Source organism: Streptomyces sp. NPDC002835, assembly GCF_053591995.1.
On the sequence record NZ_JBSFUW010000005.1, the window covers coordinates 135993 to 153825 of the forward strand.

General features: G+C 71.5%; 24 protein-coding genes. 16 read left to right on the top strand and 8 right to left on the bottom strand.

Annotation, left to right across the window (positions count from 1 at the left end):
* Position 1 precedes the first annotated feature (1 nt).
* The 3 genes from ACWD01_RS07575 to ACWD01_RS07585 are packed head-to-tail and all read left to right on the top strand — an operon-like array spanning position 2 to position 3788.
* Positions 2–823, top strand: coding sequence for a carbohydrate ABC transporter permease (locus ACWD01_RS07575; protein ID WP_451159399.1), 822 nt, complete (start codon positions 2–4; stop codon positions 821–823).
* 8 nt (positions 824–831) lie between these two features.
* Positions 832–2346, top strand: coding sequence for a beta-N-acetylhexosaminidase (locus tag ACWD01_RS07580; RefSeq protein ID WP_451159102.1), 1515 nt, complete (start codon positions 832–834; stop codon positions 2344–2346).
* The gene (locus tag ACWD01_RS07585) at positions 2343–3788 is read left to right on the top strand and encodes a cellulose binding domain-containing protein (RefSeq protein WP_451159104.1); all 1446 of its coding nucleotides are present in this window, start codon (positions 2343–2345) and stop codon (positions 3786–3788) included. Before ACWD01_RS07580 ends, ACWD01_RS07585 begins: the two co-directional genes overlap by 4 nt.
* Before the next feature lie 77 nt (positions 3789–3865).
* Here the strand turns inward: ACWD01_RS07585 and ACWD01_RS07590 are convergent, their stop codons facing one another.
* On the bottom strand, positions 3866–4318 hold the full coding sequence (locus ACWD01_RS07590) for a YbhB/YbcL family Raf kinase inhibitor-like protein (RefSeq protein ID WP_451159106.1): 453 nt from the start codon (positions 4316–4318) through the stop codon (positions 3866–3868).
* Between the two features lie 122 nt (positions 4319–4440).
* Between ACWD01_RS07590 and ACWD01_RS07595 the strand changes: the two genes are divergently transcribed.
* Both ACWD01_RS07595 and ACWD01_RS07600 read left to right on the top strand, forming a co-directional pair.
* Positions 4441–4629: a hypothetical protein gene (locus ACWD01_RS07595; RefSeq protein ID WP_451159108.1), complete on the top strand. Its 189-nt coding sequence runs from the start codon at positions 4441–4443 to the stop codon at positions 4627–4629.
* 57 nt (positions 4630–4686) lie between these two features.
* A complete protein-coding gene (locus tag ACWD01_RS07600; protein ID WP_451159110.1) occupies positions 4687–4992 on the top strand; it encodes a DUF2795 domain-containing protein in 306 nt (101 codons plus the stop codon).
* An 86-nt stretch (positions 4993–5078) separates the two neighbouring features.
* Here the strand turns inward: ACWD01_RS07600 and ACWD01_RS07605 are convergent, their stop codons facing one another.
* Both ACWD01_RS07605 and ACWD01_RS07610 read right to left on the bottom strand, forming a co-directional pair.
* The gene (locus ACWD01_RS07605) at positions 5079–5975 is read right to left on the bottom strand and encodes a glycosyltransferase family 2 protein (protein WP_451159112.1); all 897 of its coding nucleotides are present in this window, start codon (positions 5973–5975) and stop codon (positions 5079–5081) included.
* A complete protein-coding gene (locus ACWD01_RS07610; protein WP_451159114.1) occupies positions 5972–6847 on the bottom strand; it encodes a glycosyltransferase family 2 protein in 876 nt (291 codons plus the stop codon). Before ACWD01_RS07610 ends, ACWD01_RS07605 begins: the two co-directional genes overlap by 4 nt.
* A 244-nt stretch (positions 6848–7091) precedes the next feature.
* Between ACWD01_RS07610 and ACWD01_RS07615 the strand changes: the two genes are divergently transcribed.
* Together ACWD01_RS07615 and ACWD01_RS07620 are read left to right on the top strand one after the other, a co-directional pair.
* Positions 7092–7259: a DUF2795 domain-containing protein gene (locus ACWD01_RS07615; RefSeq protein ID WP_451159116.1), complete on the top strand. Its 168-nt coding sequence runs from the start codon at positions 7092–7094 to the stop codon at positions 7257–7259.
* A 114-nt stretch (positions 7260–7373) separates the two neighbouring features.
* Positions 7374–7622 (top strand): hypothetical protein, encoded by a 249-nt coding sequence (locus ACWD01_RS07620; RefSeq protein ID WP_451159117.1) that lies wholly within the window; start codon positions 7374–7376, stop codon positions 7620–7622.
* 95 nt (positions 7623–7717) lie between these two features.
* Here ACWD01_RS07620 and ACWD01_RS07625 read toward each other — a convergent pair whose 3' ends face one another.
* A complete protein-coding gene (locus ACWD01_RS07625; RefSeq protein WP_451159119.1) occupies positions 7718–8071 on the bottom strand; it encodes a hypothetical protein in 354 nt (117 codons plus the stop codon).
* Between the two features lie 216 nt (positions 8072–8287).
* Between ACWD01_RS07625 and ACWD01_RS07630 the strand changes: the two genes are divergently transcribed.
* Together ACWD01_RS07630 and ACWD01_RS07635 are read left to right on the top strand one after the other, a co-directional pair.
* Positions 8288–8515: a DUF5133 domain-containing protein gene (locus ACWD01_RS07630; RefSeq protein ID WP_356899647.1), complete on the top strand. Its 228-nt coding sequence runs from the start codon at positions 8288–8290 to the stop codon at positions 8513–8515.
* A gap of 31 nt (positions 8516–8546) precedes the next feature.
* The gene (locus ACWD01_RS07635; protein WP_451159121.1) at positions 8547–9002 is read left to right on the top strand and encodes a DUF6098 family protein; all 456 of its coding nucleotides are present in this window, start codon (positions 8547–8549) and stop codon (positions 9000–9002) included.
* A 299-nt stretch (positions 9003–9301) separates the two neighbouring features.
* Here ACWD01_RS07635 and ACWD01_RS07640 read toward each other — a convergent pair whose 3' ends face one another.
* Together ACWD01_RS07640 and ACWD01_RS07645 are read right to left on the bottom strand one after the other, a co-directional pair.
* Positions 9302–9991, bottom strand: a complete 690-nt coding sequence (locus ACWD01_RS07640) for a potassium channel family protein (RefSeq protein WP_451159123.1) — start codon at positions 9989–9991, stop codon at positions 9302–9304.
* A complete protein-coding gene (locus tag ACWD01_RS07645) occupies positions 9984–11324 on the bottom strand; it encodes a TrkH family potassium uptake protein (RefSeq protein WP_451159125.1) in 1341 nt (446 codons plus the stop codon). Before ACWD01_RS07645 ends, ACWD01_RS07640 begins: the two co-directional genes overlap by 8 nt.
* Positions 11325–11584: 260 nt before the next feature.
* On the opposite strand from ACWD01_RS07645, the gene ACWD01_RS07650 reads away from it, so the two are divergent.
* Entirely contained in the window at positions 11585–11770 is a 186-nt protein-coding gene (locus ACWD01_RS07650) for a hypothetical protein (protein ID WP_451159127.1), read from the top strand.
* A 26-nt stretch (positions 11771–11796) separates the two neighbouring features.
* On the opposite strand, the gene ACWD01_RS07655 is transcribed toward ACWD01_RS07650, so the two are convergent.
* Both ACWD01_RS07655 and ACWD01_RS07660 read right to left on the bottom strand, forming a co-directional pair.
* Positions 11797–12165: a hypothetical protein gene (locus tag ACWD01_RS07655; RefSeq protein ID WP_451159129.1), complete on the bottom strand. Its 369-nt coding sequence runs from the start codon at positions 12163–12165 to the stop codon at positions 11797–11799.
* A 35-nt stretch (positions 12166–12200) separates the two neighbouring features.
* Positions 12201–12530 carry a TfoX/Sxy family protein gene (locus tag ACWD01_RS07660; RefSeq protein ID WP_451159131.1) on the bottom strand — a complete coding sequence of 110 codons (330 nt, stop codon included), beginning with the start codon at positions 12528–12530 and terminating at the stop codon, positions 12201–12203.
* 263 nt (positions 12531–12793) lie between these two features.
* On the opposite strand from ACWD01_RS07660, the gene ACWD01_RS07665 reads away from it, so the two are divergent.
* The 6 genes from ACWD01_RS07665 (at position 12794) to ACWD01_RS07690 (ending at position 17770) form a co-directional block, all read left to right on the top strand.
* Entirely contained in the window at positions 12794–13279 is a 486-nt protein-coding gene (locus ACWD01_RS07665; RefSeq protein ID WP_451159133.1) for a hypothetical protein, read from the top strand.
* 176 nt (positions 13280–13455) lie between these two features.
* On the top strand, positions 13456–14157 hold the full coding sequence (locus ACWD01_RS07670) for a Crp/Fnr family transcriptional regulator (RefSeq protein WP_451159135.1): 702 nt from the start codon (positions 13456–13458) through the stop codon (positions 14155–14157).
* A 90-nt stretch (positions 14158–14247) separates the two neighbouring features.
* Positions 14248–14838, top strand: a complete 591-nt coding sequence (locus ACWD01_RS07675; protein ID WP_451159137.1) for a redoxin domain-containing protein — start codon at positions 14248–14250, stop codon at positions 14836–14838.
* Positions 14839–14844: 6 nt separating this feature from the next.
* On the top strand, positions 14845–15849 hold the full coding sequence (locus tag ACWD01_RS07680) for a cytochrome c biogenesis CcdA family protein (RefSeq protein WP_451159139.1): 1005 nt from the start codon (positions 14845–14847) through the stop codon (positions 15847–15849).
* Between the two features lie 122 nt (positions 15850–15971).
* Positions 15972–16979 carry an NADP-dependent oxidoreductase gene (locus tag ACWD01_RS07685; RefSeq protein ID WP_451159141.1) on the top strand — a complete coding sequence of 336 codons (1008 nt, stop codon included), beginning with the start codon at positions 15972–15974 and terminating at the stop codon, positions 16977–16979.
* On the top strand, positions 16976–17770 hold the full coding sequence (locus ACWD01_RS07690; RefSeq protein WP_451159143.1) for an SDR family NAD(P)-dependent oxidoreductase: 795 nt from the start codon (positions 16976–16978) through the stop codon (positions 17768–17770). The genes ACWD01_RS07685 and ACWD01_RS07690 overlap by 4 nt, the downstream gene beginning before the upstream one ends.
* Positions 17771–17833 lie beyond the last annotated feature (63 nt).

Sequence of the window (17833 nt, forward strand, 5' to 3'; positions counted from 1 at the left end):
CATGCTGAGACGGCTGCCCCTGAACGCGGGCGCGCTGATCGTCTTCGTGCTCTGCGTCTTTCCCGTGTACTGGATGGTCCTCACCGCCTTCAAACGCACCCCCGACATCCAGGCCGAGTCGTCCGTCTTCCTGCCCACCTCGCTGACGCTGGAGCACTTCTCCGCAGCCGTGGACGCCGACGGATTCTGGTCGTTCTGGCGCAACAGCCTCCTCGTCACCGCCGGCTGTGTGCTGCTGGCCCTCGTGGTCGCCCTCGGCTCGGCCTTCGCGGTGGCGCGGTTGCGCTGGAAGGGCCGCCGCGGCTTCGTCCTGATGGTGTTCATCGCCCAGGTCGCGCCCTGGGAGGCGCTGCTCATCCCCATGTACGTCATCGCACGCGACACCGACATGCTCGACCGGCTCGCCACCCTCACCCTCGTCTACTTCATGATCACCCTGCCGTTCACCATCGTCACCCTGCGGAGCTTCCTCACCGCGATCCCCAGGGAACTGGAGGAAGCCGCCCAGGTGGACGGCTGCACCCGCGCGGCCGCGTTCCGCAGGGTCACCTTCCCCCTCCTCGCGCCCGGCCTGCTCGCCACCTCGCTCTTCGGCTTCATCACGGCCTGGAACGAGTTCGCCTTCGCCAACATGCTGATCATCAAGAACCAGGACGACCGCACCCTCCCGGTCTGGCTCTCCTCGTTCTCGAACGTCTTCGGCACCGACTGGGGCGCCACCATGGCCGCCTCCACGCTCTTCGCGCTGCCCGTCCTCATCCTCTTCCTGGTGCTCCAGCGCCGGGTCACCACCGGCCTGGCCGGCGGCGCGGTCAAGGGATAGGAGACACCGTGTTCCCACCGAGCACAGCCCCCGGGCTGGTCCCGAACCCCTCGAAACTCAGCCTGTCCGCCGGGACTTTCACCCTCGACGACACGACGGCGATCCGGGCCACCCCGGGGGCCGGGCCCGCGGCCGCCCTGCTGCGCACCCTGCTGGCCCCCGCGACCGGTCTGCCACTGCCCCTCGCCCCGGACGGCCGGATCGTGCTCATCCTCGACCCCGGCCTCACCGGCCTCGGCGCCGAAGGCTACGGCCTGACCGTCAGCGGCGAAACGGTGCTGCTCCGCGCCGCGGGCGCCGCCGGACTGCGCCACGGTGTCCAGACCATCCGGCAGCTCCTGCCCGTCGCCGCCCTCGGGACGGCACCGGTACGCGGGGTGCGGTGGTCCGTCCCCTGCGTCGAGATCACGGACGTGCCCCGGTACGCCTGGCGCGGCGCGATGCTCGACGTGGCCCGCCACTTCCAGCCCGTCTCCTTCCTGCGGCGCTTCACCGACCTGCTCGCCCTGCACAAACTCAACGTGCTGCACCTTCATCTGACGGACGACCAGGGCTGGCGGATGCCCGTCGCGGCGTACCCCCGGCTCACGGAGGTCGCCGGGGTGCCGCACGGCGGCGCGTACAGCCGCGAGGAGTTGGCCGACCTGGTGGCGTACGCCGCCGACCGGGGCGTCACCGTCGTACCGGAGATCGAGATGCCGGGCCACGCGCGCGCCGCCCTGGCCGCCTACCCGCACCTCGGCAACTTCCCCGAGCGGCGACTGGACGTGTGGAAGAGCTGGGGAGTGTGCGACACCGTCCTCGGCGTCACCGACGATGCCCTCGACTTCTGCCGCACCGTACTGGACGAGGTCATGGACCTCTTCCCCTCGCCCTACATCCACGTCGGTGGCGACGAGTGCCCGACCACAGAGTGGCACCGCTCACCCACCGCCCTGCGGCGCGTGGTGGCGGAAGGGCTGGAGAGCCCCGACGCGCTCCACGGCTGGTTCATGGAGCGCATCGGGAACTTCCTGACCGGGCGCGGGAGGCGGCCGCTGGGGTGGACCGAGACCGGTCGCGACCTGCCCGCGTCCTTCACCGTCCTGGCCTGGCGCGACGAGGATCACGGGCTGGCCGCGGCCTGCCGCGGCCAGCCCGTGATCATGACGCCGCACCGCTCCACATACCTCGGCTACCCGCAGTCCGCCCACCCCGACGAACCGCCCGGCCAGGCGGGCGGCGCGGTCGACCTGCCGACCGTGTACGCCACCGAACCCGCACCCGCCCACTGGGAACCGGCGACCGCCGCACGGGTGCTCGGCACCCAGGCGCAGTTGTGGACCGAGTACGTCCCCACCGCGGCGCACGCCGAGTACCTCGCCTTCCCCCGGCTGTGCGCACTGGCCGACACCGCCTGGTCCGGCGGCCGCGACTGGGCCGGATTCCAGGCACGGCTGCACCACCACAGAACCCGGCTCGACGCTCTCGGAGTACCGAGCCGTCCCTCCGCGATCCTTCGTCCTGAGAGGACCACCAGGTGACCAGCATCAGCACGAGCAGAGAAGCGCGCACCACACGGATACGCACGGCCCTGGCCGCCGCAGCCGTCGTGGCCGGCCTCGGCTGCGCCACCCTGACGGCGGGACCCGCTGCCGCCGCCGGCGAGTCGCTGACCGTCCAGTACCGGCAGAGCGCCACCGGCAGCGACCAGGCCGAACCCTGGTTCAAGGCCGTCAACACCGGCACCGTCCCGGTCTCCCTCAGCCAGGTCAAGATCCGGTACTACTTCAAGGCCGACGCCGGCGCCTCGTACACCTTCGCCTGTTCCTGGGCCGTCAAGGGCTGCGCCAACATCACCGGCACCTTCGGCACCCTCGCCCGGCCGACCGCCACCGCCGACTGCTACCTGGAGATCGGCTTCACCAACGGCGCCGGAACCCTCGCGCCCGGCGCCGACACCGGCCACATGCAGCTGCGCTTCCACCGCTCCAACTGGCAGCCGCTGAACCAGAACGACGACTACTCCTTCGGCCCCACCCAGACGTCGTACGGCAACTGGTCCAAGGTGACCGCCAGTCTCGGTGGCACGCCGGTGTGGGGCACGGCGCCCGAGGGCAACGACCCGGGGCCCGGTCCGGACCCGACCGATCCGCCGACCGATCAGCCGGCCGGGGGCGCCACGCTCTTCGACGACTTCAACTACACCTCGCACACCGACCCGGCGATCGGCGCCCACGGCTGGAGCGTGCGGTCCAACGCGGGCGTGCCGGGCGTGCCGGGCGCGACCTGGGCGGCGCAGAACGTCACCTTCGCCAAGGAGGGGACCAACTCGATCATGAACCTGGAGACCTCGACGGCAGGCACGCCCGAGTCCACGAAACACACCGAAGTCCTCACCCAGGCGACGAAGTTCAAGAACGGCACCTACGCGGCCCGGGTGCGGTTCTCCGACGCGCCGAGGTCGGGCCCCGACGGCGACCGCGTCGTGCAGACGTTCTTCACCATCAACGACCTCAAGGCCCCGATGGCCGACGACTACGCCGAGTACGACTTCGAGTACCTGCCCAACGGCGGCTGGGGCGAGCCCGCCAACATCCTCTACACCACATCGTGGGAGACCTACCGGCCCGACCCGTGGGAGGCCGTCAACCAGCACTCGGAGTCACGCACCAGCTACGCCGGCTGGCACGACCTCGTCGTCACCATCAACGACAGCAACATCACCTACTACGTCGACGGCCAGGAGTTCGGCCGTCATGACGCCCGCTACCTGCCGGAACGGCCGATGTCCATCAACTTCAACCAATGGCTCATCGACCTCGCGGGCCAGACGAGCACCACGCCGCGCGCCTACGACCAGAAGGTCGACTACGTGCTGCACGTCAAGGACCAGGTGCTGACTCCGGCCCAGGTCGCCACGAAGATCGCCGCCTACCGGGCGGCAGGCACCACCTTCGAGGACACGGTGCCCGCAGGTCAGTGACGGGCCGGCGGCGGGCGGCCGCCGCCTGTGCGTCCGCCCGCCGCGCCCGCGTACGGCCGTCTGGATGAAGGGTGTGGTCAGCGCTGGTACAGGCCGACGATGGTGCCGCTGGCGAGCTGCTGCTTGTCCACCGCCCGGTGGACGTCGTCGGCGGTCGCTCCGTCGGGGAGGTCCACCGGCTCAGGCAGGGCGTACAGGCGGAAGAAGTACCGGTGCGCCTCGTCGCCGACGGGCGGCTGGGGGCCGCCCCAGCGGGCGTCGCCGTAGCCGTTGGTCCGCTCCGTGCCGCCCGCCGGCACCTGTCCGGCGTCCACCGTGCCGTCGGCCGGGTCGATGCCGGTGACGAGCCAGTGGAGGAAGGTGCCGCTGGGCGCGTCGGGATCCTCGCACAGCAGGAGCAGTTCGGCGGTGCCGTCGGGCACCCCGGACCAGGTCAGCGGCGGAGAGACGTCTTCGCCGTCACGTGCGTAGCGCTGCGGGATCAGCGCATGGTCGCTGAACGCCGCACTGTTGAGTTCGATTCCAGCCATGTCCCAGCCGTACCGCACGCCCGTGCGGCCCGCACGCCGGGTGTCGTGCCGTCGCGTGTTCGGCGGTTCGCCGCCCGGGTACCCGGGCGGCGAACCGCCTGCGTACCCGAGGAATGAGAGCGATGACCGTACCCGAGGAGAACCGGCCCAAGACCAGCACGACCGACGACGTGATCACCCGTCCGGACAAGATGGAGGACGAGAACAGGAAGAAGGAAGAGGCGGAGCGTGAAGCCCCCGACACTTCGGGCCGCACCATGCGCGAAGCGATGGAGGAGGCGGGGGTCAAGCCGGAGGACTACGAGTCGTAGCCGGTCCGCCCGGCACGCATCCCGATCGATCCGAAGAGATGGCCATGGCTCACACAGATGTCCCGGCCGTGCTGTCGGCGATCAAGGACGTCGACTTTTCCGGCCGCGAAGGAGGACCTCCTCGATGCGGCCCGCAGGTCTTCCGCCTCGGAGGAGGTGCTGAAGGCGCTGCGGGGCATTCCACCGGAGCGGTACGGCAACCAGGACGATGTGGCCCGCTCCGTCCGGGTGGACGCCGATTCCGACCTGGGCCTCACCGCTGCCCAACGCGCGGAGCAGGCACGCCAGGGCGGCAAACCGGGCATGTCCCAGCATCTTCGCGATGCGCCGAAGACACCGCTCCAGGAGGAGCTGGGGGACTGACTCCCGGCGGACCGATGCACGACACGCCCGGCCCTGGCCGCCGACGCCCGGGGCCGGGGCCGCTGTGCCGAATCAGCCGAGCCGGATCAGCCGACGTACCGGCGGGCAGTGGAGTGCCGCTGCACCCTCTCGAGGAGCATCAGGCGCTGTTCGACGGCGGGCGGCACGACGCGCCTTTCACGGATCACCCACGGAAGGCCCGCGAGGGCCGCGCCGAAGGCGCGCAGCGACGCGCGGTCGCGGGGGACCGTACGGGCGAGGAACAGTGTGCGGCGGAGCGCGGACGGCACCGGGCGGCGCAGCCAACAGAACCACAGGGTGTTGCGCAGACCGTCGATCCGTCGCGTCGTGGCGTCACGCGCCTTCGAGGGCGCGTGGTGCACGGTCATGCTCTCCTCGTAGCAGAGCCACCAGCCGAGCGCCGTGAGGTCCGTGGCCAGCAGTTCTTCCTCGCCGCCCAGCCACAGCCGCTCGCTGAATCCGCCCGCCGCCTCGAACGCGCCGGTCCGCAGCATGGTGGCCCCCGCCAGGAAGGAACCCAACGCGGGTCCGGGGAGCCACGCGGGCCCCGTGAGTGGCGAGTCGCGGAACTCGGCCACGATGGGATCCTCCGTGCCGCCCGGCTCCACGACGATACGGGCGGTCACCGCGGCCAGATGCTCATGACGGTCCAGCAGCTCCTGCCCCCGCGCGATGGACCCCGGCTCCCACCAGCAGTCGTCGTCGCAGAAGGCGACGTAAGGGGTGCGCACGTGCCGCACCGCGAGGTTGCGGCCCACGGCGCCGAGATTGCGGCCGGGCGTGAGGAGCAGTACGTCCGGGTGCAGCCGGCGGACCGCTTCGGCGGTGCCGTCGGTCGAGCCGTTGTCGGTCACGATCACGGGCGGCCGCTCCGGCAGCCGCGCCAGTTCGCCGAGGGTGCGCAGCAGCTCGTCACGCCGGTTGTGGGTGATCACGACCACGGTGGTGCGTACACCGGTCACGGCCGGGCCCCCTGCAGATCGAGTTGCCGTGCCGCGCTCTCCACGCAGGCCGGGAGCGGAGCGCGGGCCCGGAGCGCGGCGGGCAGTCTGCGCAGCAGGTGGCCGAGCTCCCCGCGTGCGTCGGGGTCGCGGCGCACCGCGCCGAGCAGTGCGGCGGTGTGCCGCAGGGCCACCGGCACCGGGCGGCGCAGCCACGCGGTCAGCGCGGCGTTGCGGAGCATCACGGCCGGCCGGCCCGCGCGCACCCCGCGGGTCGGGCAGTGCACGGCGACCAGTTCGGGAACGTGGCACACGCCCCACCCGCGGGCGGACAGGTCGTAGGCGAGCAGTGTTTCCTCGCCGCCGAAGAACAGCACGGGGTGGTAGCCGCCGGCGTCGAGGAAGGCCTCGCGCCGGGCCACGGCTCCGCAGGCCAGGAAGCCGAGCACGGGGCGGCCTGGCAGGTCCGGCGCCTGGGCGAGGGGGGAGCCGGCCAGCGCGGCGTTGAGGGGGTCGGTGCCGCCCTCCGTCCCGACCCGGATCCGGGCGGCGAGCAGCCCCAGCCGCGGATACGCGTCGAGCAGCTCCTCCGCGGCGGCGATCGAGCCCGGTTCCCACCACGAGTCGTCGTCGCTGAACGCGACGTAAGGCGTCGTGGCACGGCGCACGCCGAGATTGCGGCCGAGCGCGCCGAGGTTGCGGCCCGGGCTGAGGAGCACGTTGTCCGGGTGGTGGCGGCGGACCGCCTCCGCGGTTCCGTCGCGCGACCCGTTGTCGACGACGATCACCACGGGGCGTTCCGGCAGCGCGGCCAGGTGATCGAGGGTCCGCAGGAGCTGGTCCCGCCGGTCACGGGTGATGACGACGACGCTGGTGCGGGGCTGAACGCTCATACGGCAGGACCTCCATGAACGGCCACACTTTCCCCCGGTCGTCGCCGCCCTTCCTCTCCGTCGGCCACGGCCGGGCTTCCCGCTACCTTGCTGCAGGTGCCCAGCCGTCGTCCCGCGACACGTCGGCGTTCACCCGGGACACGCCGGCGGTCCATGGCGGCCATCGGTGTGGCCGTGGCGGCACGCGGTGCGGTTCCGGGCCCGGCGCGGGTAGGTGTCTTCCCATGGACGTGACCCCATCGAATTGCAGAAGGCCCTCGGCGGCGTCGGCTACCCCGCCGACAAGAAGCAGATCCTGGACCAGGCGAAGCAGCACGGCGCCGACCAGAAGATCATGAAGGCGCTCGACGCCCTGCCGGAGAAGAGTTACGACTCGCCGGCCGATGTGAACAAGGAAGTGAGCAAGGAGTGACCACGGGAGCGACCACGGGAGTGACCGCGCACGGACAGCGGCCACCGGCGGCCCGCCGGTGACACGGCCGTTCGCCCGGCCCGGCCGTTCCGGCATCGCGGAAAGGACAGTGTGGTGATCGACGAGGCTCTGGTGCGGGAACTGCTGGACTCCACCGAGGACGACGCCGCCCTGGTCGTGCTGGCAGGCAAGGGACGGGTCGCCGGCCCGGCCGAGCTGGACAGCGACGCCTTCCGCGGCGCGGCCGTGCTGGTGTCACGGGCGGAGCTCGTCGACCGGCTGGGCACCTCGACACCCGCGCAGGACGACGTCGCCCGGCTGGCGGCATCGTTGCGTGACGCCGTAGGCAAACTCGGAGCCTGAAAGGCCGCGGCGGCCGACTCGGCAGGGCCAGGGGCCCGGCTTCCCCGTCCGGGAAGCCGGGCCCCTGGCGTCGTCACCGGGAACCGGGAGGTCCGTCAGGCCGCAGCCGCGATGGTGGCCGCGCTGATGGCGATGTCGATGCGGGCGTGGATGACCAGGCGCGGGCTGCCGATGCCGGCGTTCGCCTCCAGCAGGCGGCGGGCCGGGGCTCGGTGGGTCGCGACGGACATCAGCGTGCCGAGACGGCCGCACAGGCGGTGCGCGCGCAGGACCGCGGTCACCGAAGCGCTGGTGGCGGCCGGGTCGTCGAGGATGATCACGACCGGGGCCGGTCTGTAGGCCCGCACCAGGCTGCAGATCCGGGTGGCGAGCTCGGTCCGGCGGGCGGCGCCGGGGTCTTGGTGGACGGTGACGACGAGAACACCGCACTCCAGCACGTGGGACAGCATCACGGCCTCCGATCGAGCTCGCCCTTGGGCTCCGCTGGAGGGAAGGTGCCCGGGAGAGCGCCCACGACGCGTCTCCGCCGCACCGAGTACCGCACGCGTCCCGGTAGTCGTGCGACGGGGCGGCACCGAACGGCACGGTGCGTATGAGGAGTGAGCTCTGGGGTAGGCGGGTCGGCAGACGACGTTCGAGAGTTCCGGGACGGAAGGAGACAGCTGATGTTGATGGCTCACCCCGCGGTTCTGCGGAACCTTGTCGAGCAGTACGACACGTTGCGCATCCTGCACGCCGAGAACGGCAGCGCGGAGGTGCGGCAGCGGATGGACGACATCGCCTACACACTGTGCGTGTCGACCGGCACACGCGATGTCGACGCCGCCCTGATCGCGGCCCGCCACCGGTTGCCCGGCGCCCGGCCCGAGGACGACTCGCTGCTCCCCGCTTGACCCGCGCGGCGGGCGGAGCCATCAATGGACCATGACCAAGTCATCGCAGACGATGCCGGTCTTCGACAGCCTGGACACACTCACCAGGCTGGTCACCGGCCGACGCGGTCTCTATGTGCGCTGGTCGCGCGGACCGGAGCAGGACCTGCGGGACGTCTCGAGCACCGATGACCTGACCGGTGTCCCGCTGCCGGGTCTGTCGGCCAGCCCGCTCGACATGGAGGAGTGGTGGGGCGAGCGATCCCCGCACGTCTGGGTCGCGCGGCGGCTGCACGACTACTGCCATCTGCCCCGCGTCAAGGGCGCCGGCACCCGGCCGTGGGTCCTGCACGGCACCGAGGCGGCCCGCGGCCCCGACAACGAACCCCTCGTGAAGGACATCGAACCTCTCGGCTGGATCGCGAACCACGTCATCGCCGAGGCCACCGAGGTGGTCACCTCCCAGTCCGGCGACTGGGGCCCCATGGACCGCGACGGCGCCGCCTGAGGCCCGTGTACCGGTCCAGAAACCCCATGACACGGAGGAGCCCCGACTGGTTGGGGGGAACCAGCCGGGGCGGTAGGTGGTGGCGGAGGGCGGTCGCCTCTCGGCGAGTGGCTCCATGGGGCTTCAGCCGAACGATCTTCCCCATGGGCTGTGGGTGAGGCCCGGGGACACTGTCCCCCCTCGCAGCCACGTATAGGTGAACGGTCAACCTCGTGAGGATGTTCCGCCCATTCCATGTCAGGCGGTGTGATCCGGGGCGCATCGGTCAGAGCTGTCACGCGAGGCTCGCACCATGGGCGTCACTGAAGTTCGCTGAAGCGTTCCGTCTGGCGGGTGCGGCCGGCGACGATGATGGTGTCGTCGGCGCGGACGACGGTGTCGGCGGTGGCGTAGGTGAAGCCCTCGCCGGGGCGTTTGATGGCGACGACGGTTACGCCGTAGCGGCTGCGGACGGTGCTGTCGGCGAGGCGCTTGCCGATGACGTCCGTGGGCGGTTCGGTCTTGACCATGGCGAAGTCGTCCTCGAACTCGATGTAGTCGAGCATGCGGCCGCGGACCAGGTGGGCGACGCGCTGACCCATGTCGTGCTCGGGGTAGACGACGTGGTGGACCCCGATCTGGGTGAGGATGCGGCCGTGGGCCTCGCTGATGGCCTTGGCCCAGACGTCCTCGATGCCGAAGGACACCAGCAGGGAGGCGGTCAGGATGCTGGCCTCCAGGTCGGTGCCGATGGCGACGACGGCACGGCTGAACTCGTGGACGGCCAGCTGACGCAGTACGTCCTCCTTGGTGGAGTCCGCGCGCACCACATGGGTGAGGGAGCCCGAGAGCTGCTGGACGAGTTCGGCGTCCTCGTCGATGCCGAGGACTTCGGTGTGCTCGTCGACGAGTTCGAGGGCCAGCGCCCGTCCGAAGCGGCCCAGGCCGATGACCACGACGGAGTCGCTCTGGGCGATACGGCGTGCTCTGGGGCTGCGGTTCCTAGCCAATGACGGGTCGCTCCTCGGGAAGGTCGTACATGCGGACGCGCTGGCGCAGGGCGAGCGCGGAGGCCACGGTGATGGGCCCGAGCCGGCCGATGAACATCAGCGCGGTCAGCAGGATCTGTTCGGTGGCGGGCAGGTCGGCCGTGATGCCGGTGGACAGTCCGACGGTGGCGAACGCGGACACGACCTCGAACAGGGACCGGTCGAGATTGAAGTCGGTGAAGACCATGAAGACCACCGTGGAGCCCACGACGGCGGCCACGGCGAGCAGGACCACCGTCAGTGCCTGGCGCTGGGTGTCGCCGTGCAGGCGCCGGTGGAAGATGTTGACCGCGCTCTCGCCGCGCACCTCCGCGTATATGACGAAGAAGAGCACGGCGAACGTGGTGACCTTGATGCCGCCGGCGGTGCCCGCGCTGGCCCCGCCGACGAACATCAGGACGTCCATGCCCAGCCAGCTGGCCGGGTTCATCTGACCGGTGTCGACGCTGTTGAAACCCGCCGTACGGGGCATGACGCCCTGGAAGAAGCCCGCGAGCAGCTTGCCCGGCGTGTCCAGCGGCCCCAGGGTCCCCGGGTTGGTCCATTCGATCGCGGTGATGAACACACTGCCGCCGACGAGGAAGACGCAACTGGCCCACACTACGATCTTGGTGTGCAGCGACCAGGACCGCGGCCTGCGCCAGCGGCGTCGCAGCTCGAACAGGACCGGGAAGCCCAGGCCGCCGGCGATGACGGCGGCCGCGATCGGCAGGCAGATCCACGGGTCGGTGACGAAACCCATCAGGCTGTCGGAGTACAGGGCGAAGCCGGCGTTGTTGAAGGCCGAGACCGCATGGAAGACGCCCAGCCACAACGCCCGCGGCCACGAGGTGTCGTAGCCGAGGCCGAAACGCAGTGAGAGCGCCAGCGCCGTGACCGCTTCCAGCAGCAGGCTGACCTTGACCACGCCGGCGACGACCGACCGGACCTCGCCCAGCCCCAGAGTCTTGGTCTCGGCCGCCGCGGTCAGCCGCGCGCGCAGTCCCATCCGGCGGGAGACGAGCACCACGAGCAGGGAGGCGAACGTCATGATGCCCAGCCCGCCGAGCTGGATGAGGCACAGGATCACGACCTGTCCGAACCCGCTCCAGTACGTGGGGGTGTCGACCACGACCAGCCCCGTCACGCACACCGCCGACACCGAGGTGAACAGCGCCTCGAGCAGGTTCGCGCCACCGGGGCCGCTCTTGGCCACGGGAAGCGTCAACAGGCCGGTCCCCACCAGGATCGCCGTGGCGAATCCGGCCACGACGACCTGAGCCGGATGCCGGGGGCGGGGCAACCGCGGGTTCACCACCGAGACTCCACGATGCCGCCCGGGTACATTTCGATCACTCGCACGGGACGACGATAGCCACCGGGTCACGGCCCTGACGCCTTCCATACGCGAGCGCCGCACTCCTATACGCAGCCCTGACGCGCGGCCCCGCCCAGGGCGCCGACCGGGGCCTACCGTTGCGGCGTGACCGTTTCGCGCCGGCAGCCCGCAGAAGTGACCTCGGCGCGGTGACCTCGGCAGACCGGTGCCCAGAACGTCCGGGGGAAGTGGCGACGATGGCTGACAACGACAGTGGCGTCCGGCGCACCGTGCTGGCGCTCACACTGATCGCGACGGCGCTGCTCGTCTGCGGCTTCCTCGCCGACTCGGTGTGGATTCTCGGGGTCGGCGTATGGATGGTGATCGTCGCGTTTCTGATCGAGATGATCTATCGCCCCGGCCGTCCCTCGGGCGGCGGGTGACGGGTGAGGGGAGGCGTTGCGCCTTCTCAGGCCGGGCCGGGGCGGTCGGTGCCGGTCGCCGCGGACAGACCGGCGCGGGCCAGGGCCTCGCGCAGCTCGGCCACGGCCGGCGCACCGTCGGTCGTGCCGTCCGTGTGGCGGTAGATCCGGCAGGACACGCTGGGCCGGGCGCCCGGCGCGGCGAACGGGTCGGCGCCGTCGACCAGGACCGTCGGCGAGCCGGTCATCCGCCACTCGGCGGCTCCCGCCTCGTCGGACACCGCGACCCACTCCACGGGCACGTTCCGGCCGTTCAGGGCGTCGGCGATGCGGTGGCGTGCCACCTGGGCGTTCGGGCAGTCGGGGACGGTCAGTACCGTGATCCGCGGCTTCGTCGTGTGCTGGTCCTCATTCATTCCGCACCTTCCATTTCTTCGTCGGCCGTCCGCGGCTACTTGGGCGGCAGGCCCGCGGCGAACGCGTGGCCCTGGTCGATCCAGGCGTCGAGAGCCTCGTCCTCGGCCAGGGCGGATGCGGCGACGACGACCCAGCCGCGCATGGGACGGCCGGTGAAGTCGAAGGCGCGTGCCTCGGGCCGGGCGAGGGCGGCGTCGGTGGCATCGGGTCCGACCCGCACCATCAGGTCCTCACCGATGACTCCCACCGCCATGTTCCCCTCGTGCAGGAACGCCAGGCCACCGAACATGCGCCGCTCGGCGATCGCCGGGTTGCCGCCCAGCCGGGCACGGATCCGTTCGGCCAGTCCTTCGTCGTACGTCATGACAGCCCTCGCCTCGTGACGGAGGTGTGTGCACTGCGGGAGTCCGCGCACTGCTCCCCATTGTGAGCACCGCTCCATCCAGGCATCGGGCTCGCCCGCAGGCAAGCGGACCCGCACCCCGCACCGCCCCGCACACGGCATGTGTCAAGCCTGCCGGTCTACCGGCGCGTAGGTAAGGGCGGTCACATACCTGCCCCTGCCACGCGGCCTAGCGTCGGCGGCGAGAGCGGGAAACACCCCCGCGACGGGAAGGGACGATCACCATGACCACTGCAGCACATGTATCCCCCAAGGCTGCGGCCGTTCCGCTCCATGCCGGCTGGGGCGCCGCGGCAGGACTGGTCGGCGGCATCGGCATGGGCATCTGGATGTCGGTGTCCCGGCCCATGACGGACACCGCGATGATCACGATGGTCGCGGGTCTCCTCGGCTCCACCAACGCCTTCGCGGGGTGGCTGATCCACCTGGCCATCGCGCTGTTCGCCGGCATCACCTTCGGCGTACTGCTCGGGCAGTTCGCGCAGCGTCTCGCGCCCGCCGTCGTCCTCGGCCTCGTCTACAGCGCCGTGTGGTGGATCGTCGGCGCTCTGTGGATCATGCCGGCCAACATGGGCATGCCCGTCTTCGAATGGAACGACGTCACGGCGTCCAGCCTCGGCGCCCACCTCGTCTTCGGTCTGCTGGCCGGAGCCACTTTCTCGTCCATTGCCGGGATGGCGGGCACGCGGACCGGCCGGGCCGCGGGATGACGCCGGTACCGTCGGCGTCGACACCCGGTCCCGGCTCACCGTCCCGGGGTGCTGATCCTGTGCTCGGCACCCCGGACGACTACTGTCTGCCCGGCAGCGCGGGCGCGCTGGCCGGCCCGGCGTGGGGCGCCGCGCCTCCGCCCTGGGCACCGGGACGACGGGAGGAGCCACACCGTATGGACCACTCCGGTGACGACGACGAGAAGACGTGGTGCGTCTCCGAGGTCGACATCTTCCGTGACCTGAGCGAGACGGAGATGGACGCCATCTCGGCCGCCGCCCCGATGAAGACCTACGGCGCGGGCGAGCTGCTGTACTCACCGGCCCAGGCCTCCGAAGTCCTGTTCATCCTCAAGAAGGGCCGCGTCCGCATCTTCCGTGTGTCCGCCGACGGCCGCGCGCTGACCTGCGCGATCATCAGCCCGGGCACCATCTTCGGCGAGATGGTGCTGCTGGGTCAGCGGATGTACGACAACTTCGCCGAAGCCCTCGACGACGTCACCGTCTGCGTCATGAGCCGCGCCGACGTGCACCGCTTCCTGCTGGCCGACGCACGGATCTCCGCCCGTATCACCGAGATCCTCGGCCGCCGGCTGACCGACCTCGAACGGCGCCTGTCCGACAGTGTCTTCAAGTCCGTGCCGCAGCGCATCGCCACCACGTTGCTCACGCTGGCCGCCGACACCCGGCCCCGCGTACTGGGTGCCCGGAGCCGGCAGATCGCCCTCACCCATCAGCAGATCGCCGCTCTGGCCGGCACGTCGCGGGAGACCACCACCAAGGTCCTGCGCGACTTCGCCGACCGGCAGCTGATCCGGCTCGCCCGGGGGCGCATCACCGTCCTCGACCCCGAGCGGCTCGCGGACCACGCGGGCTGACGTCATGGAACCGTAAGCACCTTCCCGCCCCGCAACGGCCGCCGTCCGGCCTAGAGTTCAGCCGACCCCGATCACAGGAGCTGTCCTTACATGCTGCGCGCCCGTCTGTTCCTCCCCGCCGTGCTGGCCACCACCGCGCTCGCCCTCGCCGGCTGCGGCACCGAGGAGCCCGCCGCTGCCGGTGGCACCGAGAAGTCCGCTACGCCCGGGGCAGCCGGTACGGCCTCGCCCGACGCCTCCGCGCCGGCCGAGGCCGGGTCCGACGCGACAGCGGTCCCCGACACGCTGCGGTTCACCGGAACGACCGTCGACGGCCGGCCGTTCGACGCGGCGACCCTGGCGGGCAAGCCCGCCGTGCTGTGGTTCTGGGCCCCCTGGTGCCCCACCTGCAAGGGACAGGGACCCGAAACCGCCAAGGTCGCCGCCGAGTTCGAGGGCCGGGCGAACGTGGTCGGGGTGGCCGGACTCGACAAGCCGCAAGCCATGAAGGACTTCGTCGCCGACACGAAGGTCGGCGCGTTCCCGAACCTGTCCGACGAGGCCGGCGACATCTGGAAGAAGTTCGAGATCACCGAGCAGAGCGTCTATGTGATCCTCGACAAGGACGGCAAGGCCGTCTTCACCGGCAGCCTCCCCGGCGGCAAGGGTCTTGCCGACAAAGTCCGCCCGCTCGTCGGCTGATCCGGAATGACCGACCTGCCCCTCGCCCTCGCGCTGACCGCGGGCATGCTCGCCGCGGTCAACCCCTGCGGCTTCGCGCTGCTCCCCGCGTATCTGTCCCTGCTCGTCCTCGGTGACGATTCCCCCACCCGGGCGGCCGCCGTCACCCGCGCGCTCGCGGCCACCGCCGCCATGACCGCCGGGTTCGCCGCCGTCTTCGCCCTCTTCGGGCTCGCCATCGCCCCGGTCGCGGGCCAGGTGCAGCAGCATCTGCCCTGGTTCACCATCGCCTTCGGACTCCTGCTCGCCCTGGCCGGCGCCTGGCTCGTGTCCGGCCGCGACCTGCCCGCCCTGCTCCCCAAACTCCGCCGCGCCCCGAACGTCAGCCGCTCCGCGCCGTCGATGGCCCTGTTCGGCGCCGCCTACGCCGTCGCCTCCCTCGGCTGCACCATCGCCCCGTTCCTCGCGATCGTCGTCTCCGCCTTCCGCAGCGGCTCCACCGTCGACGGCATCGCCCTCTTCACCGCGTACGCGGCCGGCATGGGCCTGGTCGTCGGCGCCGCCGCGCTGTCCGTCGCGCTCACCCGCACCGCCCGGGTCGCCGGTCTGCGCCGCCTCGGCTCGCTCGCCTCCCGCATCGGCGGAGGGCTGCTCCTCCTCGTCGGCGCGTATGTCGCCTACTACGGCTGGTACGAGATCCGCGCCCAGCGCGCACCCGTCACCGGGGACCCGGTCATCGAGGCCGCCGGCGCGATCCAGCGGGCCCTGGCGGACGCCCTGGGCGCCGTCGGGCCCGTGGCCGTCGGCGTCTTCCTCGCCGCGCTGCTGGTTGGGGGCGTACTGCTCCGCCGCCGGCGTCCCCCTGTTGCGAGCCAGGATGCCGCCGAGGCCGAGGCCGGGCCACGCTCCGCCGCCGAGACCGCGCCCGAGCGCGAGGCGGACCTGAAGCCGCAGGCCGGCCCCGGCACCGAGGCCGCCCACGAGCCCCGGCCCGAGCGCGACCGTGACCCCGACGGCGCTCCTGCCTCGTAACGAGCGGCCGGCCGCAGCCCGGGCCGTGCCGGCCCGGGCAGGGAGGGTGTGACGCACCTCACGGTCGCGAACGTACCTACTGGTCGGTATGGTCAAGGGGTTCATGGACGACAGGAGGCCTCATGTCTGCGACCAACCGCCAGATCCGCCTGGCAGCCCGCCCCGTGGGTGATGTGAAACCAGAGGACTGGGAACACGTCTCCGCACCCGCGGAGGCGCCCGGCCCCGGCCAGTTCGCGGGCAGGACGCGCGTCATCTCGCTGGACCCCGCGATGCGCGGCTGGCTCGACGACCGCCCGTCCTACCTCCCGCCCGTCGGGCTCGGTGACGTGATGCGCGCCGGGTCGGTCATCGAGGTGACCGCCTCCAACCACCCCGACTTCCAGCCCGGTGACCACGTCGTGGGCACCTTCGGCGTCCAGGAGCACGTCGTCTCCGACGGCAAGGGCGCGCTGAAGATCGACACCTCGCTCGCGCCGCCCTCGACCTACCTCGGCGCCCTCGGCATGCCCGGCATGACCGCGTACTTCGGACTGCTGGACGTCGGCGCCCTCAAGGAGGGCGAGACCGTCGTCGTCTCCGGCGCGGCCGGCGCCGTCGGCACCATGGTCGGCCAGATCGCCAAGGTGAAGGGCTGCCGCGTCGTCGGCATCGCCGGCGGACCCGAGAAGTGCAGGCTGCTCACCGAGGAGCTGGGCTTCGACGAGGCGATCGACTACCGGGCCGGCGATGTGAAGCGCGCACTGCGCGAGCACACTCCCGACGGCATCGACGTCTACTTCGACAACGTCGGAGGGGACATCCTCGACGCCGCGCTCACCCGGCTGGCCATGAACGCCCGCGTCGTGATCTGCGGCGCGATCAGCCAGTACAACAACTCGACCCCGGTCAAGGGCCCGTCGAACTACATGACACTGCTGGTGCGCCGCGCCCGCATGGAGGGCTTCGTGGTCTTCGACTACGCCAAGCGCTACGCGCAGGCCGGGCGGGAGATCGCCGGCTGGATCGGCGAGGGCCGGCTCAAGGTCAAGGAGCACGTGGTGAAGGGCTCGGTGGACGACTTCCCCGAGACGCTGCAGATGCTCTTCCGCGGCGAGAACGTCGGCAAGCTCGTGCTGGAGCTGGCGTGAGCGCCGGGGGCGGGGCCGCCACGAGCGCCCAGGAAACGGCGCCGCTGCACGGCAAGGTCGCGATCGTCACGGGCGGTGCCAGCGGACTGGGCCGGGCCACCGCGCTGGCGCTGGCGGCGGCGGGGGCCGAGGTCGTCGTCGCCGACCTCGACGTGGACGGCGGCCGCGAGGCGGCCGACATGGTCGGCGGGAGCTTCCGGCCCTGCGACGTCTCCGACCTCGACGCGAACCGCGCGCTGGTGGACTTCGCCGTCGAGCGCCACGGCGGTGTCGACATCGCCTTTCTGAACGCGGGCGTGTCGACGGGCTGCGGCGTCGGTGACGACTTCGACCTGGCACGCTACCGCCGCGCCATGGGCGCCAACCTCGACGGTGTCGTCTTCGGCGCCCACGCGGTCCTGCCGGCCCTGCGGGCGCGGGGCGGCGGTTCGATCGTGGCGACCGCGTCCCTGGCCGGTCTGGCCTCGGTACCGCTCGACCCGCTGTACGGGGCGAACAAGCACGCCGTCGTCGGTCTCGCCCGTTCGCTCGGGCCGGCGCTGGCCCCCGAGGGCATCCGGTTCAACGCGATCTGCCCGGGCTACGCGGAGTCGCGCATCATCGACCCGCTGCGCGGCATGCTCTCCGAGCAGGGCATGCCGGTCATCCCGGCCGAGGTCGTCGCCGACACCGTGCTGCGCATCGTCACCGGCGACGCCGCCGGGGAGTGCTGGTTCGTCCAGGCGGGCCGCGAGCCGGAGCCGTTCCGCTTCCGGAACGTACCGGGACCGGGGCAGCCGGCGTACGCCTGACGCACTCTGCCCGACCGGGGGTGCACACCGGGCACCGGGGCAGGATCGCGTGAACACGCGCGT

What these genes read in the sequence shown, in the direction of transcription:
- ACWD01_RS07590 (WP_451159106.1), bottom strand. Translation starts at nt 4,318, where the DNA reads ATGGCTGGAATCGAACTCAACAGTGCGGCGTTCAGCGACCATGCGCTG.
- ACWD01_RS07680 (WP_451159139.1), top strand. Translation starts at nt 14,845, where the DNA reads ATGACCGACCTGCCCCTCGCCCTCGCGCTGACCGCGGGCATGCTCGCC.
- ACWD01_RS07630 (WP_356899647.1), top strand. Translation starts at nt 8,288, where the DNA reads ATGTTGATGGCTCACCCCGCGGTTCTGCGGAACCTTGTCGAGCAGTAC.
- ACWD01_RS07635 (WP_451159121.1), top strand. Translation starts at nt 8,547, where the DNA reads ATGACCAAGTCATCGCAGACGATGCCGGTCTTCGACAGCCTGGACACA.
- ACWD01_RS07600 (WP_451159110.1), top strand. Translation starts at nt 4,687, where the DNA reads ATGTCCCGGCCGTGCTGTCGGCGATCAAGGACGTCGACTTTTCCGGCC.
- ACWD01_RS07685 (WP_451159141.1), top strand. Translation starts at nt 15,972, where the DNA reads ATGTCTGCGACCAACCGCCAGATCCGCCTGGCAGCCCGCCCCGTGGGT.
- ACWD01_RS07660 (WP_451159131.1), bottom strand. Translation starts at nt 12,530, where the DNA reads ATGACGTACGACGAAGGACTGGCCGAACGGATCCGTGCCCGGCTGGGC.
- ACWD01_RS07610 (WP_451159114.1), bottom strand. Translation starts at nt 6,847, where the DNA reads ATGAGCGTTCAGCCCCGCACCAGCGTCGTCGTCATCACCCGTGACCGG.
- ACWD01_RS07655 (WP_451159129.1), bottom strand. Translation starts at nt 12,165, where the DNA reads ATGAATGAGGACCAGCACACGACGAAGCCGCGGATCACGGTACTGACC.
- ACWD01_RS07670 (WP_451159135.1), top strand. Translation starts at nt 13,456, where the DNA reads ATGGACCACTCCGGTGACGACGACGAGAAGACGTGGTGCGTCTCCGAG.
- ACWD01_RS07650 (WP_451159127.1), top strand. Translation starts at nt 11,585, where the DNA reads ATGGCTGACAACGACAGTGGCGTCCGGCGCACCGTGCTGGCGCTCACA.
- ACWD01_RS07625 (WP_451159119.1), bottom strand. Translation starts at nt 8,071, where the DNA reads ATGCTGTCCCACGTGCTGGAGTGCGGTGTTCTCGTCGTCACCGTCCAC.
- ACWD01_RS07675 (WP_451159137.1), top strand. Translation starts at nt 14,248, where the DNA reads ATGCTGCGCGCCCGTCTGTTCCTCCCCGCCGTGCTGGCCACCACCGCG.
- ACWD01_RS07595 (WP_451159108.1), top strand. Translation starts at nt 4,441, where the DNA reads ATGACCGTACCCGAGGAGAACCGGCCCAAGACCAGCACGACCGACGAC.
- ACWD01_RS07575 (WP_451159399.1), top strand. Translation starts at nt 2, where the DNA reads ATGCTGAGACGGCTGCCCCTGAACGCGGGCGCGCTGATCGTCTTCGTG.
- ACWD01_RS07665 (WP_451159133.1), top strand. Translation starts at nt 12,794, where the DNA reads ATGACCACTGCAGCACATGTATCCCCCAAGGCTGCGGCCGTTCCGCTC.